This window comes from Staphylococcus sp. TE8 (assembly GCF_000692055.1).
Classification (GTDB): domain Bacteria; phylum Bacillota; class Bacilli; order Staphylococcales; family Staphylococcaceae; genus Staphylococcus; species Staphylococcus capitis.
This window is the reverse complement of record NZ_JMGB01000001.1, coordinates 845,131-861,599: the sequence shown is the minus strand read 5'-3', so window position 1 is coordinate 861,599 and position 16,469 is coordinate 845,131. Positions and strand designations below refer to the sequence as shown.

The window sequence follows — 16,469 nt, the reverse complement described above, 5'->3', positions numbered from 1 at the left end:
AAAATAAATAACCGCTTCTAAAGTAAGAACAGGTTATAGGAAATCCTATAGCCTGTTCTTTTTTTATTTAATCAATTTATATAAAGCTTGTTGCGCATGCTGGTTTGCTTCTTTATTTTGATCTCTAGGAACCCATTTAACAAACATTAAATCAAAACTTTGTTCGAGAATTTCCATATTATCATAATAAGGTTTAAATTTAGCATTTTTTACACGACCACTATTAACACTATCTTCAATTAATTTTGAATCAGTATGAAGTAGGGCGTTTCTAACATTCAGCTCTCTTGCATGTTCTAACGCATAAATCATTGCTGCCCATTCCGCACTATGATTATCTAACTCTCCTAAATCATGAGTAAACACGTGACGTTCAGATTCTTCTTTAATTACAACTGCACATGCACTTCTACCCGGATTACCTTTAGTTGCCGCATCAAAGTATATTTTTGCCATCTCATATACACCTTCGTTTGTAAGTTTGACTATATTGTAGCAAATTTATAAATAGACAGGTCAAATCATTTCTTTCCTGACTTTTTCTTGAAAATAATTACCTTTAAAGACTTGTTTTATACCTGTATATTGAGACAAGATCCTGAAAAAACGCGCACATAAAAAACTGTCAACAAAGTCCTTAGACTTTATCGACAGTCTCAATTAACTTAGTCCTTTAATAGGTCGACTAAGAATTAATAGCCTTCATCAAGTTTTTGAATCTTACCTTTGCGATAGAAAGATTTAGCAATGTAACCGAAAGGCACATTGAATATAGTTGAAATAAGTTTTAGTAGGTAAGTTGTTATAAATATTTCGAACACAGCCATATTAGGTAAAGTACCTGCGAATGCAATGATAACAAATAATGCTGTATCTATAATTGAACTTAAAATCGTACTACCATAAGCACGTATAATGAACGTTTTATCTGAGCTAAAAATCTTTTTAATCACTGAAAAGATAAACACATCTACATGTTGCCCGATAATATATGCAACGATTGAACCTAAAGCAATTCTAGGCACTAAATCAAAGATTGTTTTAAGCGCACCTTGAGCAGTATCTTCAGGTGCAGGTATAAAGTGTAAAGACATTTGCATTACAATAATCATTACTAATGTTGAAGAAAAACCTAACCAAACGGCACGTTTTGCTACTTTTCTGCCGTAAATATCATTCAATATGTCAGTAGCAAGATAGATAGAGGCGAACATAACATTCCCTAATGTCGCCGAAATGCCAAATATATGAACTGTCTTTATGACTTGAATATTAGCTATAATTGTTCCCATTGCTACCCATGCAATTAAACCATGCTTCCCAAAAAAGCGATACATGAGAACCATTAAAATAAATGTAACTATAAACGAAGCTACACCAAAAATCTCATTAAACATCTTACATCCTCCTAAATTTTGTTAAAGCGGGTGTTTAGAAACCGCGAAAAAACAACCTAATTAGTTTACTTTAAAAAACAAAAATATGCAATAGCGTTACTAAAATTTACATAATACATACCACTCAATCAACATTCTTTCTCAGTATCATTTGCAACAAACTTCCAATAATTAAATATAAATTGATTATTTCAAAATACCTCCCTAACAATGCTATAATACAAACATGTGAAATAAGAGATGTAACATTAAAAAAGTATATAGCTAAAGGAAGTGGAGGCTATACTCACTTATTCAGAACAAAAAGCGATTAATAAAATCGACGAGCTCATGAACACTTATTGTTACCAATGCCCACTAAAAGCGCACAACAGAAAAACGCAAGGAAAAACACAAGCGCATCATTTTTGCATTAATGAGTGTTCAGTAGGTAAACAAATCAAACAAATAGGGAACGAGCTACAATAGGAGGACACCAATATGGAAATCGTAGCAATTTCAGAAACACCAAATCACAACACTATGAAAATTTCTTTAAGTGAACCACGTCAAGATAATTCTTCAACAACTTATACTTCTGCTAAAGAAGGGCAACCAGAATTTATTAATCGATTATTCGATATCGATGGCGTCAAATCTATTTTTTATGTGATGGACTTCATCTCAGTTGACAAAGAAGATGACGCAAACTGGGATGATTTATTACCACAAATTCAAGCAGCTTTTAATCATTAATATAAACGTTTTATTTAAAAGGGGGGCTAAAAAATGGAGATTGTTCGTGTAGAACCTACTCCTAGTCCTAATACAATGAAAATTGTATTATCTGAAAAAAGAGAAGATAATCAATCCAATACTTATACTGAAGTAAGAGAAAATCAACCACAATTTATTAACGATCTTCTCAAACTTGAAGGCGTAAAATCCATCTTTTATGTGATGGATTTCCTAGCAATAGACAAACAACCAAAGGCCAATTGGGAAGACGTCTTACCTCAAATCACTTCAACACTTAATAATGAATCAAGCTATAATCAAGAACCTCAACCAGACGAACATTATGGTGAAGTTCGTGCGGAAGTTCTAATGTTTAAAGGGATACCTTATCAACTTAAGATTACAACAAATAAAGATGAACAACGTAAACAATTACCAGAAATTTATATCGATAAAATGCTAGAAGCCCAAAAAGAAAATGATAATGTAGTATTCTTGAGAAAATGGGAAAATTTCGGCATTCGATATGGTAATATGGAAGAAGTAATGGAGAGCGTTTATGAAGAAGTTATCGCACTTTATCCCGAAGAACGCCTTGATTCGCTAGTTAAAGAAGCACTTGAAACTGATATTATAGTTCCAGAACAACATTATCAACATGTCACATTGGATGAGTATGATTCAGCACAAGATTGGAAAGCACGTCTCAGAATGCTTAAGGCATTTCCAACACCTACATTTGATGATATCCCGTTGTTAGAAACAGCACTTAATGAAGAGAAAATCCCTCTAAGACGTGAAGCTGTTGTGCTACTAGGGATGATTGAAGATCCTAAGATTTTACCTTATATTTATCAAGGTCTTCACGACAAAAGTCCAGCTGTAAGAAGAACTGCTGGCGATTGCCTTAGTGACTTAGGTTTCAAAGAAGCTTTACCAGAAATGGAAAAAGCACTTGATGACCCTCAAAAAATCGTAAGATGGCGTGCAGCGATGTTTATTTTTGATGAGGGTAATGAGGAACAATTGGCATCACTAAAAGCACATGCAGATGATTCAGCGTATGAAGTCAAACTTCAAATAGAAATGGCTATCTCCAGAATAGAAAATGGAGATGAGGCTTTAGGTTCAGTTTGGAAACAAATTGCTAATCGGAAAAGATAACTTATTTAATGTTTAATAATAAATGACAAAAGAAGTATCAAGGAGTGTTAATATGAACGGCTATGAGTCTTATATGAGAGAATTAGCGCAACAAATGCGTTCTGAACTTACTGAAAATGGTTTCAAAAGTTTAGAAACTAGTGACGATGTGAAGGATTACATGAATGACTTAAAAGATGATGAAACAACATTCGTTGTTATTAATTCAACATGTGGTTGTGCAGCAGGATTAGCTAGACCAGCTGCTGTAGCGGTTGCTGAACAAAACGAAGTGAAACCCACAAATAAAGTAACTGTTTTTGCAGGTCAGGATAAAGAAGCAACACAAACAATGCGTGAATACATCCAACAAGTGCCTTCTAGTCCTTCATATGCCTTGTTTAAAGGGCAAAACTTAGTTCACTTTATCCCTCGTGAACATATTGAAGGCAGAGATATTAACGATATCGCAATGGATTTAAAAGATGCTTTTGATGACCATTGCCAATAATTTTTTAATTGTACTACCCGAGTTACAGCATTTCACAATGTAACTCGGTTTTTTTATCCAAAAAAAGAAATTTGTCATCTTAAATAGCTCTCCCTATCAACAGTTAATGATTTCTAGTATAATATTCAGTAATATAATTTATTAATAATAACTAAAATAAAGTGATTTACTTAAAGGAGCTGTACATATGTATAATCCATTCGACAAAGCGTATCATAGCTTATGCGAAGAGGTATTAGAAATAGGTAATCAACGTGATGATCGTACTCATACTGGTACAATTTCTAAGTTTGGTCATCAATTAAGATTTGATTTATCAAAGGGGTTCCCTTTATTAACAACTAAAAAAGTTTCATTTAAATTAGTAGCTACAGAATTGTTGTGGTTTATTAAAGGTGATACAAACATACAATATTTACTTAAATATAATAATAATATATGGAACGAGTGGGCCTTCGAAAATTACGTTAATTCTGAAGACTATCAAGGACCTGACATGACTAACTTTGGACATCGTTCTCAAGAAGATCCAAAATTTAATGAGCAATATAAAGAAGAGATGAAAAAATTTAAAGAACGTATTCTAAATGATGATGAATTCGCTCGCCAATATGGTGATTTAGGTAATGTTTACGGTAAACAGTGGAGAGACTGGGAAGATAAAGATGGTAATCACTTCGATCAGCTAAAAACAGTAATTGAGCAAATTAAAACAAATCCTAATTCTCGCCGTCATATTGTGTCTGCGTGGAATCCTACAGAGATTGAGACCATGGCGCTACCACCATGTCACACTATGTTCCAATTTTACGTTCAAGATGGTAAGTTAAGTTGCCAACTTTATCAACGTAGTGCTGACATTTTCTTAGGTGTACCTTTCAATATTGCGAGCTACGCCTTACTTACTCATCTCATCGCAAAAGAATGTGAACTTGAAGTAGGTGAATTTGTTCATACCTTCGGAGATGCACATATTTATTCAAACCATATGTCAGCTATTGAAACTCAACTTTCTCGTGAGAGTTACAAAGCACCGACTTTACAGATAAATTCAGACAAATCCATTTTCGATATCAACTATGAAGATTTAGAAATTGTGGATTATGAATCACACCCTGCTATCAAAGCACCTATAGCGGTATAGATTGACTTACTTTATAAATAAAAATATAGAAATCTAATCATATTTACCATAAGAAAGGGGGAAGACGATGACTTTATCCATCCTCGTCGCACATGATAAACAAAGAGTTATCGGATATCAAAATCAATTACCTTGGGACCTTCCAAATGATTTAAAACACGTTAAACAATTATCAACTGGTCACACATTGGTAATGGGTAGAAAAACTTTCGAATCTATTGGGAAACCTTTACCAAATAGACGAAATGTTGTATTAACAAATAATCCTTCATTTAAACACGAAGGTGTCGATGTCATTCATTCTATTGAAGAAATTAATGATATTCCTGGACAAGTATTTATTTTTGGTGGACAAACACTTTTCGAAGAAATGATAGATAAAGTTGATGACATGTATATCACTGTTGTCGACGGTAAGTTCCAAGGAGATACATTCTTCCCTCCTTATACATTTGAAGATTGGGAAGTTGAGAGTTCTGTTGAAGGACAATTAGACGAAAAAAATACTATTCCGCATACATTTTTACATTTAGTGCGCAGAAATGACCAATAGGAGGCTATTTATGACTAAACAAGTTATCGTCACGGATTCCACCTCTGATTTATCACATGAATACTTAAAGAAACATGATATTCACGTTATTCCTTTAAGTATCACTATTGATGGTAATTCTTATACTGATCAAGAAGACATTTCTTCTAAAGAATATATTGAATATATCGAGGCAGATGCAGACGTCAAAACGAGTCAACCGCCCATCGGTAAATTTATAGAAAAATATGAAGAGTTAATTAAAGAAGATGTAGAGATTATTAGCATACATCTATCTTCAGGTCTGAGTGGTACTTATAATACTGCCGTTCAAGCTAGTCAAATGGTAGGCGATAAAATTACTGTTATCGATTCTAAATCAATCTCATATGGCTTAGGTTATCAAATTGAGCACATCGTTGATTTAGTTGCAAAGGGAACACCTACAACTGACATTGTTGAAAGTGTCGACAAACTACGCGATAATATTCAACTTTTCGTAGTCATAGGGCAATTGAATCAACTTATTAAGGGCGGACGTATTAGTAAAACTAAAGGTTTAATAGGGAATATTATGAAGATTAAACCCATAGGTACATTAAATGAGGGAAAATTAGAACTTGTTCATAATGCTAGAACTCAAAAATCTAGCATTCAATATTTAAAGAAAGAAATAACTGAATTTATTGAAAATCATAATGTTAAATCAATAGGTGTTGCTCATGCGAATGTGATTGAATTTGTTGATAAACTCAAAAAGTCATTTAGCGATGCTTTTCATTTTGATCAATTTGATGTCAACGTCACAACTCCAGTTATTTCAACTCACACAGGTCAAGGTGCTATTGGTCTAGTTGTACTTAGAGATTAATTCTTTAGGATAAACTCTAGCTATTTAATGTTGAGTAAAATACTTTAAATTACATGGTGTTTAGCGTAAATTATTAAAAAAGAGACAACTTAAGGAGGTACTACTATGGCATATGCAACGCTTGCAGGAGGTTGTTTCTGGTGTATGGTAAAACCATTTACTTCTTACCCAGGAATAAAATCTGTCGTTTCAGGATATAGTGGTGGTCACGTTGAGAATCCCACTTATGAACAAGTCTGTACGAATCAAACTGGTCACGTTGAAGCTGTACAAATTGAATACGATCCTGAAATTACTTCCTTCGAAAATATATTAGATGTTTACTTTAAAACATTCGACCCCACAGATGATGGTGGTCAGTTCTTCGATAGAGGTGAAAGTTATCAGCCAGTAATCTTTTATCATGATGATAATCAGAAAAAGGCAGCTGAATTGAAAAAACAACAAATTGAAGAGCAAGGTATATTTAATAAACCTGTCATCACACCAATCAAACCTTATAAAAACTTCTACCCTGCTGAAGATTATCACCAAGACTATTATGAGAAAAATCCATTGCATTATGAGCAATACCAACGTGGATCTGGCAGAAAAGCATTTATAGAATCACATTGGGGGTCTCAAAATGATTAAGAAAAATAAAGATGAATTGAATGAAATGGAATATCTTGTCACTCAAGAAAATGGCACAGAACCACCATTCCAAAATGAATATTGGAATCATTTTGATAAGGGTATTTATGTTGATAAATTATCTGGTAAACCTTTATTCACATCAGAGGAAAAATTTGAATCTAACTGTGGTTGGCCAAGTTTCTCCAAAGCATTAAATGATGATGAAATCATTGAACTCGTTGATAAATCTTTTGGTATGATAAGAACTGAAGTACGTTCTGAAGATGCTAATAGTCATTTAGGACATGTATTCAATGACGGTCCGAAGGAAACCGGTGGTCTACGCTATTGTATTAATTCAGCAGCTATTCAATTTATTCCATATGAAAAGTTAGAAGAACTTGGATATGGTGATTTAATTCCACACTTTGAAAAATAGGAGTGAACAACAATGTTTAAAAAATTATTCGGAAAAGGCAAAGAAATCTATAAAGATATTAAAATATACGCACCGTTAACAGGTGAATATGTGAAAATTGAAGATATTCCTGACCCTGTATTTGCACAAAAAATGATGGGTGAGGGTTTTGGTATAAATCCTACAGAAGGTGAAGTCGTTGCACCAATCGAAGGCAAGGTCGACAATGTCTTCCCAACTAAGCACGCTGTCGGACTTAAAGCAGACAATGGATTAGAACTACTCGTACACATTGGTCTAGATACTGTTCAACTTGATGGTGAAGGCTTTGAAGTATTAGTCGAAAGTGGTGACACTGTGAAGGTAGGCGACCCACTTATTCGTTTTGATTTAGAATATATTAAAAATAATGCTAAATCAGTCATTTCACCAATTATTATCACAAATTCTGACCAAACTGAGTCTATTCATTTAGAAGATGTAGAAGCAGTTGTTAAAGGCGAGACTCAAGTTATTGATGTGACTGTAAGCTAATGGTTAAAAATTACTCATTCTATCAATTTGTTATGACTGTTCGTGGTCGTAAAGACGATAAAGGGGAATTAGCTGAGCAAATCTTTGATGACCTTGCATTTCCTAAACATGAAGATGACTTCAACATCCTTTCAGAGTACATTGAAACTCAAAGTGAGTTTACTGTACCCATGTATGTCTTTGATGATTTATACGAAGAGTATACTGAATGGTTAAAATTTTAAAATTAAACAAAGTTTTTACTAATAAAAAAAGGGAGTGAACTTTGTGTTCAAACGATTAAAGTTGAATACTATTTCACTCCCACATTTTTGTTTGATTTTGTATATAAATTAAAGCCATCATTTACATATGTTAGCATGATTCTCAATTTTTCAAATTAATTTAAGATACATCTTACGACTCATGTATATGAAACATAGTTATATAATAATGAAGAGTAGTCCTCGCTTAATTTGCTTCACAGTTGGAGAAGTTGTCTATTTTATATATTTTCTAACTTCATTTTCATAAAAAAGGGAGAACTAAGAGCATATACATAATGATTAATATAAATTTAGCAAGTACAAGGGATGTGATAAAGTGAGTAATGATTCAGAACGTAATGATGCACAACAACAAGACGACGAAAGTCAATCAAATTCTCAAAATAAAAACAAACAAGTAAGATTTAAAATTTGGCAGTTTCTGTTGATTCTTCTTGGAGTTATTTTAATAACAGCAGGAATCACTGTGGCCGCGACGATATTGATTAGTCATAAGATGAGCGGACTCAATAAAGATCAACGTGCAGATTTAAAAAAGATAGAATATGTATATAAGACGCTAAATAAAGATTATTATAAAAAGCAAGATTCAGATAAATTAACACAATCAGCAATTGATGGAATGGTTAAAGAATTAATGGATCCATATTCAGAATATATGACTTCTGAGGAAACTAAACAATTCAATGAAGGTGTGTCAGGAGATTTCGTTGGTATTGGCGCAGAAATGCAGAAGAAAAATGATCAAATTAGTATTACCAGTCCAATGAAAGACTCACCAGCTGAAAAAGCAGGAATACAACCGAAAGATGTCGTAACGAAAGTTAATGGTAAATCTGTTGAAGGCAAACCATTAGACCAAGTCGTAAAACTAGTCAGAGGTAAAAAAGGTACTAAAGTAACTTTAACTATCAAACGAGGTTCTCAAGAAAAAGACATTAAGATTAAACGTGATACGATTCATGTTAAGAGTGTCGAATACGAGAAAAAAGGCAACGTTGGTGTCTTTACTATTAATAAATTCCAAAGTAATACATCTGGAGAATTAAAATCTGCAATTATCAAGGCACACAAACAAGGTGTACGTAAAATAGTATTAGATTTACGTAACAATCCTGGTGGTCTTCTAGACGAAGCTGTTAAAATGGCGAACATCTTTATCGATAAAGGAAAAACAGTTGTTCAATTAGAAAAAGGCGATGATAAGGAGCAATTGAAAACATCAAATGATTCGTTGAAACAAGCAAAAGATATGGATGTTTCTATCTTAGTAAATGATGGTTCAGCAAGTGCATCAGAAGTCTTTACAGGTGCTATGAAAGATTATCATAAAGCTAAGGTTTATGGCTCTAAAACATTTGGTAAAGGAATTGTACAAACTACACGTGAATTCGGTGATGGTTCATTACTAAAATATACTGAAATGAAATGGTTAACACCTGATGGTCATTATATTCATGGTAAAGGTATTCAACCGGACAGTAAAATAGCTACACCTAAATATCAATCTCTTAACGTTATACCTAATAATAAAACTTATCATTTAGGTGACGAGAATAAGAATGTTAAAACGATGAAAATTGGACTCACAGCCTTAGGTTATAAAGTGAATAATGAGTCTAACCAATTTGATTCAGAATTAGAATCTGCAATTAAATCCTTCCAGAAAGACAATCATTTGGAAGTAACCGGAAAATTTGATAAAAAGACAAATGATAAATTCACTCAAGAATTAGTTGAAAAGTCAAATAAACATGATACTGTATTAGACAAATTACTTAAAAAACTTAAGTAAGATATTGTTTGAAAAGTAAATATAGGTTTGATTAAATCTTATTTATATGACTTAAAGTACTATTAGAGAGAATGTATCGCTCATTTATTTAATACAATCTATATAATAGTTAGCGACTTTAGTTATATAAGTTTAAAATACGCCTCATTTGTTAAATTATATAAGAAATGGGGCGTATCATTTTTTTAATACTATAAAAAAGAGGTGTTTTGGCAAGATGATTAGAACAGCAACAAAAAATGATTTACCTGTAATTGAAAAACTCGTTGATGAAGCAAAAGAAAAAATGAAAGAATTTAATAATAATCAATGGGACGATAAATACCCTGTAACCGAACATTTTGAGAAAGACATCGAAACCGAAACACTTTATGTATTGGATGTAGATAGTAAAATTTACGGTTTTATTGTTATCGACCAAACACAATCAGAGTGGTATGATGACATTGAATGGCCAGTTAATCGTGAAGGTGCTTATGTTATCCATAGATTAGCTGGATCAAAAGATTATAAAGGTGCAGCAACTGAACTTTTCCAATTTGCGGTAGATTTAACAGAGGAACATGGCATACATGTTATTCTTACTGACACGTTTGCGCTAAATAAACCCGCGCAAAATCTTTTTGAGAAATTTGGATTTACTAAATCTGGAGAAGCAGAAATGGATTATCATCCTTTCGATAGAGGCGCACCATTTTACGCTTATTATAAAAAAATATAGGAATAGAGGTTGTAACTATGTCGAAAATTGCATTTACCGGTGGAGGAACAGTAGGACACGTATCTGTTAACTTGAGTCTTATTCCTACTGCTGTGGAAAAAGGTCATGAAGCGTTTTATATCGGTTCTAAACAAGGAATTGAAAGAGAGATGATTGAATCTCAACTACCAGATATAAAATACTATCCTATTTCTAGTGGTAAATTACGTCGTTATTTATCATTTGAAAATGCTAAAGACGTTTTCAAAGTATTAAAAGGCGTATTAGATGCACGTAAAATTCTAAAAAAACATAAACCTGATTTATTATTTTCAAAGGGCGGATTCGTAAGCGTTCCTGTGGTCATTGCAGCCCGCTCACTAAAAATACCTACAATCATCCACGAATCTGATCTAACACCAGGACTTGCGAATAAAATCGCACTTAAATTCGCTAAAAAAATTTATACGACATTTGAAGATACACTTCAATATCTTCCTACAGATAAAGCTGACTTTGTTGGCGCAACCGTTCGTGAGGATTTGAAACAAGGTAATAAAGAACGTGGTTATCAATTAACCGGTTTTAACACAGATAAAAAGGTCTTACTCGTCATGGGTGGTAGTCTTGGTAGTAAGAAACTCAATGAAACAATTCGTGAAAATCTTGAGGCCTTATTACATGATTATCAAATTATCCATTTAACTGGTAAAGGACTAGTTGATAACACTATTGATAAAAAAGGTTATGTTCAATATGAGTTTGTTAAAGATGATTTAACTGATTTATTAGCTATAACAGATATAGTAGTAAGTCGTGCCGGTGCAAATGCTATTTATGAATTCTTAACATTAAGAATACCTATGTTATTAATCCCATTAGGTTTAGATCAATCTCGTGGAGACCAAATTGATAACGCTAAAAACTTTTCATCGAAAGGCTATGGCCGATATACACTTGAAGATGAACTAACTCAAGTAGGTTTATTACAAGAGTTAAATGATATTGAAACAAATCGTGAAGATATTATTAAACAAATGAAAACATATAAAGAAAGTTATACTAAAGAAGATTTATTTGATAAAATTGTACATGATGCATTAAATAAGTAGGGGGCACCAAGCATGAACCATTGGACGCGCATTTCATTACTCATTGTTTTCACACTCATTTTTGGGATAATCGCATTTTTCCATGAATCTCGTCTAGGAAAGTGGATTGATAATGAGGTTTATGATTTTATTTATGCATCAGAGAGTTTTATCACTACATCAATTATGCTAGGTGCGACTAAAATTGGTGAAGTTTGGGCCATGTTATGTCTATCACTCACACTTGTAGCATATTTAATGTTAAAACGTTATCAAATTGAAACATTATTCTTTGCTATAGCAATGGGTCTTTCAAGCATACTTAATCCTGTCCTTAAAAATATTTTCGACAGAGAACGTCCAACACTCCTACGTTTAATTGATATTTCTGGATTTAGCTTTCCTAGTGGACACGCAATGGGCGCAACCTCTTACTTTGGAAGCATCATTTACATTTTAAATCGCCATGATTCAGGTATTTCTAAAGGTGTGTTAATAGGATTAAGTGCATTATTCATATTATTAATTTCAACATCAAGAGTCTATTTAGGCGTTCATTATCCTACTGATATTATTGCAGGTATTATTGGTGGCGCCTTTTGTATTGTACTATCGACACTTATCCTAAAGAAACAACTCGCCATATAAACTTTGCACGACAAATAATAACCTAACCACTGAAACGATTCTTAAAAGAAGATTTCAGTGGTTTTTTGTGTTTTAATGAGAATTTATTAATGCCTTCTTGAATGTAATTTTAATGTAAATAATATTTATCTAATATAAATATCTTTGTTTTATTTTTGAATCAATATAGACTATAAATGCTTTTAGATAAGTGTTTATAGTCTTTTTGTTTTTGAAAAATAATAAACAAAAATTTTTGATTTACGAAAACTTAATTTTGAAAAAAGCTTCCTTTAATAGAAAACTCTTATACTGAATTTGCGATTACATCTTCAAAGGAGCAAAGACATGATACAAATCAAGGATTTAAACAAAGTTTATGAAAATGGTAGTCACGCAGTTAAAGATTTTAATCTAGATATTCATGACAACGAATTTGTTGTATTTGTTGGACCATCGGGATGTGGGAAGTCTACGACCTTACGTATGATAGCAGGTCTAGAAGATATTAGTAAGGGAACAATTAGCATCGACGATAAAGTGATTAATGATTTACAACCTAAAGATCGTAATATAGCTATGGTGTTTCAAAATTATGCACTTTATCCTCATATGACTGTTTATAAAAACTTAGCATTTGGATTAAAAATGCGTGGTATTAAGAAGAGAGTTTATGATAAGAAAATTCAAGATGCTGCCAAAATATTAGAAATAGAAAATCTTCTTCAACGTAAACCTAAAGCATTATCCGGAGGCCAACGTCAACGTGTAGCGTTAGGACGAGCAATAGTGAGAGACGCACAAATCTTTTTAATGGATGAGCCACTTTCAAATTTAGATGCCAAATTAAGAAGTAATATGAGAAGCGAAATCATTAAAATACATAAAGAAATGAATGCAACAACAATCTATGTCACACATGATCAAACGGAAGCAATGACGATGGCCTCACGCATTGTGATACTAAATCAAGGTGAAATTCAACAAATTGGCACGCCAGAAGAAATCTACCGTCACCCAGTCAATGAATTTGTTGCAACATTTATAGGTAGCCCTTCGATGAATATTATCCCGTTAACTTACCATATGGACGCATGGTATTTCGACGCTCAAAAAGTTGCTGATCAATCTGTAGTACAACTTTCGTCACATTCACAATGTAGACTTGGTATTCGTCCTGAAGATTTGCATCTCATTACTAACAATGATTCTCGTGCATATCCTATTCAACTCACAAATTTAAAAATAGATTTAGTCGAATTGACGGGCTCTTACAAATTACTCCATTGTCATCATGACGATCATAAAATTGTAGCCGCTGTAGATAGTAACCTTAATTTTGAATTAGGACAAAACGTATCTTTCGGCATTCATTCGAAAGATGCACATTATTTCCATTCTGAGTCAGGTGAACGAATGAAAGAGGAGGTTGTATCGTGAGTAAAATCAAGCAACATGGAATTCAATCCACTCATCAAAAATCTTTGCTCAAAAGAATGTGGGAACATAAAGTTTTATATCTTATGATTTTACCTTGCTTACTTTTTTTCCTTATTTTCAATTATATACCTATGACAAGTCTAATTTTAGCGTTTAAAGATTTCCGTTTTGATACGGGTATTATTGGTGGTGATTGGAAAGGGCTACACTACTTCCAAAGATTTTTCACTGATTCAAGATGTGTACAAATCATTATAAATACACTTGTTATCAGTGGAATGAAGCTCATTCTAGCTCTTCCTTTTCCTATCATTTTAGCCATTATGTTTAATGAAATTAAAGATTCTAAATTAGGTAAAATGAGAGGACTATTCCAAGGAATATTATATATACCTCACTTTTTATCGTGGGTCGTTGTGATAGGTATATTCAAGAAGTTACTCGCACCAGATGATGGTTTAATGAATCAACTTATTCACAAATTCGGTGGTGATGGCTCAACTTATTTTATGATGAACCCTGAATATTTCCATACCATCATGTTTTCTAGTTATATTTGGAAAAATGTCGGCTGGGACTCCATCATTTATTTTGCTGCAATCATGAGCATCAACCCTGAAATTTACGAATCAGCAGCAATAGATGGGGCGAACCGCTTCAAACAAATTATACATATTACTTTACCAATGCTCACGCCTACAATAGTTATTCTATTTATTATTTCATTAGGAGATATTTTAAAAGCTGGCTTTGATCAAATCTATTTACTCAAGACACCTGGAAATGCGAGTGTATCAGAAATATTAGACACCTTTGTAATACGCACGGGAATCGAACAGGGAGACTTCAGTTACGCCATAGCTATAGGACTTTTACAAGGTGTTATTGGTCTTATCGCGGTCGTCATTATCAATAGATTTGCCGATAAAAAACTGGATACTTCATTATATTAAGGAGAATGTACATGTTTAGAAAATCAATACTCATCTTACTAATTGCGGTAATGATACTCACATTGGCGTGTGGCAAAGATAAATCACAAGATGAAGCAAAGAGAAAAGCAGATGCCAAAGGGAAGCCAGATACATGGATTGCTGATAGAAAATTAAAAGGTTTAGTCTTCCAAAGTGATAATGACGCCTCTCCGAAGGTGAATAAAGAGGTTGCTAAAGAACTAAAGAAAAAAACCGGAATCACTTTAGAATTACAGACAGTTTCAAATGAAGATTCGACTGAAGCACTAACATCAGGTCTCGCTTCTGGTGATTTACCTGACTTCATCGTTTATTACTTAGACGATAGTGGACGCCCTGAAATGAAAGTTCTAAATAAAGCAGCTAAACAAGGTCGACTCACAGATCTTACAAAGATGCTTAAAAACACAAAAATCTATAGTAAATATTTTAAGAAAGGCTACCTTCCTAAAGATACGAAAGATAATATTATGTTCAATAAAGAAATGGACGGCACTTACCTTGTACACATGGGTATCAATCGTCATCCAGGTCAAGAAGAACGTCGCACAGTAGGAGGTCCCTATGTTCGTAAAGATATTATGGATAAACTTCATATAAAGCCTTCATCAATTAAAACTTCCAAAGATGTAGAAAAGCTAGCACAAAAAATGAAGGATCATCACTTTAAAGATGGTAATGGTAAAGAAATTACACCAATTGGTCCTACAGCTTGGGGAGGCGACGATCGCACTAAATTCTACAACGACCTCGTATGGACTGGACAGTCAGATGAGAAATTTTTAAACAAAGGGAAAAAGATTGTTCACGAATCTCAAACTGATTATCCACTTAAAAGAGTGAGATATGTCAAAGAATTAATGCAAAAAGGACTCATGACGAAAGAATTTTACACAATGGAAGAGAACAAAGCGAAAGAAGGACTTGTTAATGGTTCATGGGGCATAGTTTCAGATTTACATAATTATGTCACTGAAAATCAAAACATGAAATATGTACCCCTTGGCCCACTTAATACAGTCAAAGGTAAATTTAGAGTTGAGAAACCTTATAAATCTGGTGCAAACGGATGGGCTGTTCCAAGTACGACTGAACATCCAGAGGACGTAGTTAAACTTGCTGATTTCTTAGCTAGTCGTGAAGGTAAATTATTAGGACAATATGGCATTAAAGGTCGTGATTACACATTAGATAAAAAAGGCAACCCACACGTCAAACCAGAAGTATTAAAAGAAGTCAAAAACGACCCTGACAAAGCGAAAAAACGTGGTTTCAGAGGCGCAGGTTCATACTGGGCTGATCATCTTGGTTATACAGATATAGATAATAAAGCTGACTTTGGTGAAATCGAATACGGCGATAATACTAAAACAAGCAAAACCACACCTGAAAAGATTGCTGATATGTGGCATTATGACGAACGCCAAAAGCACGCAAAAATTGTTAATGGTCTAACAGTAAAATCTTTCTTATCTAAATATGAGTATGGTGAAGATTTAGAGGTAGCACTTGATGATTATAGCGACGCAATTAAACGCGCTTATTATTCAAGAACTGACAAAGAAGCCAAGCAAATAATCGATAGTGCGAAACAACGCTTGAACGAAGCTGGTTTAAATCAGTTTGAACGTTATGTGGAAAATCAAAGAGATAAAAAAGGAACGCAAATTATTTACTAAGAGGTGTATTAGACA

General features: G+C 33.3%; 20 protein-coding genes. 18 read left to right on the top strand and 2 right to left on the bottom strand.

The features are described from left to right. Positions 1 to 63: 63 nt before the first annotated feature. Positions 64 to 456, bottom strand: a complete 393-nt coding sequence (locus tag CM54_RS04155; protein WP_037549148.1) for a ribonuclease HI family protein — start codon at positions 454 to 456, stop codon at positions 64 to 66. Between the two features lie 236 nt (positions 457 to 692). Beyond that, positions 693 to 1,397, bottom strand: a complete 705-nt coding sequence (locus tag CM54_RS04150; RefSeq protein ID WP_037549145.1) for a queuosine precursor transporter — start codon at positions 1,395 to 1,397, stop codon at positions 693 to 695. A gap of 273 nt (positions 1,398 to 1,670) precedes the next feature. On the opposite strand from CM54_RS04150, the gene CM54_RS12320 reads away from it, so the two are divergent. From CM54_RS12320 to CM54_RS04065, 18 genes are all read left to right on the top strand, one after another. After that, positions 1,671 to 1,865 carry a zinc-finger domain-containing protein gene (locus CM54_RS12320; protein WP_023350266.1) on the top strand — a complete coding sequence of 65 codons (195 nt, stop codon included), beginning with the start codon at positions 1,671 to 1,673 and terminating at the stop codon, positions 1,863 to 1,865. Between the two features lie 12 nt (positions 1,866 to 1,877). Beyond that, the gene (locus CM54_RS04145) at positions 1,878 to 2,132 is read left to right on the top strand and encodes a NifU N-terminal domain-containing protein (RefSeq protein WP_002433917.1); all 255 of its coding nucleotides are present in this window, start codon (positions 1,878 to 1,880) and stop codon (positions 2,130 to 2,132) included. Positions 2,133 to 2,165: 33 nt separating this feature from the next. Further along, positions 2,166 to 3,278 (top strand): conserved virulence factor C family protein, encoded by a 1,113-nt coding sequence (locus CM54_RS04140; RefSeq protein ID WP_037549142.1) that lies wholly within the window; start codon positions 2,166 to 2,168, stop codon positions 3,276 to 3,278. 52 nt (positions 3,279 to 3,330) lie between these two features. Next, on the top strand, positions 3,331 to 3,768 hold the full coding sequence (gene brxA, locus CM54_RS04135; protein ID WP_037549133.1) for a bacilliredoxin BrxA: 438 nt from the start codon (positions 3,331 to 3,333) through the stop codon (positions 3,766 to 3,768). Between the two features lie 187 nt (positions 3,769 to 3,955). Next, positions 3,956 to 4,912 carry a thymidylate synthase gene (locus CM54_RS04130; RefSeq protein WP_037549130.1) on the top strand — a complete coding sequence of 319 codons (957 nt, stop codon included), beginning with the start codon at positions 3,956 to 3,958 and terminating at the stop codon, positions 4,910 to 4,912. 67 nt (positions 4,913 to 4,979) lie between these two features. Then, entirely contained in the window at positions 4,980 to 5,465 is a 486-nt protein-coding gene (locus tag CM54_RS04125; RefSeq protein WP_037549127.1) for a dihydrofolate reductase, read from the top strand. A gap of 10 nt (positions 5,466 to 5,475) precedes the next feature. After that, positions 5,476 to 6,315, top strand: a complete 840-nt coding sequence (fakB2, locus tag CM54_RS04120; RefSeq protein ID WP_037549124.1) for a fatty acid kinase binding subunit FakB2 — start codon at positions 5,476 to 5,478, stop codon at positions 6,313 to 6,315. 105 nt (positions 6,316 to 6,420) lie between these two features. Then, on the top strand, positions 6,421 to 6,948 hold the full coding sequence (msrA, locus tag CM54_RS04115) for a peptide-methionine (S)-S-oxide reductase MsrA (RefSeq protein ID WP_023350271.1): 528 nt from the start codon (positions 6,421 to 6,423) through the stop codon (positions 6,946 to 6,948). Beyond that, positions 6,941 to 7,369 (top strand): peptide-methionine (R)-S-oxide reductase MsrB, encoded by a 429-nt coding sequence (gene msrB, locus CM54_RS04110; protein ID WP_002433862.1) that lies wholly within the window; start codon positions 6,941 to 6,943, stop codon positions 7,367 to 7,369. Before msrA ends, msrB begins: the two co-directional genes overlap by 8 nt. 12 nt (positions 7,370 to 7,381) lie before the next feature. Beyond that, the gene (locus tag CM54_RS04105; protein ID WP_037549121.1) at positions 7,382 to 7,882 is read left to right on the top strand and encodes a PTS sugar transporter subunit IIA; all 501 of its coding nucleotides are present in this window, start codon (positions 7,382 to 7,384) and stop codon (positions 7,880 to 7,882) included. Next, complete coding sequence (locus CM54_RS04100) at positions 7,882 to 8,106, top strand: YozE family protein (protein WP_037549118.1); 225 nt, start codon at positions 7,882 to 7,884, stop codon at positions 8,104 to 8,106. The genes CM54_RS04105 and CM54_RS04100 overlap by 1 nt, the downstream gene beginning before the upstream one ends. Positions 8,107 to 8,464: 358 nt before the next feature. Continuing rightward, entirely contained in the window at positions 8,465 to 9,943 is a 1,479-nt protein-coding gene (locus CM54_RS04095; RefSeq protein ID WP_037549115.1) for a S41 family peptidase, read from the top strand. Between the two features lie 217 nt (positions 9,944 to 10,160). Next, a complete protein-coding gene (locus CM54_RS04090) occupies positions 10,161 to 10,664 on the top strand; it encodes a GNAT family N-acetyltransferase (protein ID WP_037549112.1) in 504 nt (167 codons plus the stop codon). A 17-nt stretch (positions 10,665 to 10,681) separates the two neighbouring features. Further along, the gene (locus tag CM54_RS04085; protein ID WP_037549109.1) at positions 10,682 to 11,755 is read left to right on the top strand and encodes an undecaprenyldiphospho-muramoylpentapeptide beta-N-acetylglucosaminyltransferase; all 1,074 of its coding nucleotides are present in this window, start codon (positions 10,682 to 10,684) and stop codon (positions 11,753 to 11,755) included. 12 nt (positions 11,756 to 11,767) lie between these two features. After that, on the top strand, positions 11,768 to 12,382 hold the full coding sequence (locus CM54_RS04080; RefSeq protein ID WP_037549106.1) for a phosphatase PAP2 family protein: 615 nt from the start codon (positions 11,768 to 11,770) through the stop codon (positions 12,380 to 12,382). Between the two features lie 327 nt (positions 12,383 to 12,709). Further along, positions 12,710 to 13,801, top strand: coding sequence for an ABC transporter ATP-binding protein (locus CM54_RS04075; protein WP_037549103.1), 1,092 nt, complete (start codon positions 12,710 to 12,712; stop codon positions 13,799 to 13,801). 56 nt (positions 13,802 to 13,857) lie between these two features. Then, positions 13,858 to 14,754: an ABC transporter permease gene (locus tag CM54_RS04070; RefSeq protein WP_443027717.1), complete on the top strand. Its 897-nt coding sequence runs from the start codon at positions 13,858 to 13,860 to the stop codon at positions 14,752 to 14,754. Positions 14,755 to 14,765: 11 nt separating this feature from the next. Then, the gene (locus tag CM54_RS04065) at positions 14,766 to 16,454 is read left to right on the top strand and encodes an extracellular solute-binding protein (protein WP_037549097.1); all 1,689 of its coding nucleotides are present in this window, start codon (positions 14,766 to 14,768) and stop codon (positions 16,452 to 16,454) included. The last annotated feature ends 15 nt before the right edge of the window (positions 16,455 to 16,469 follow it).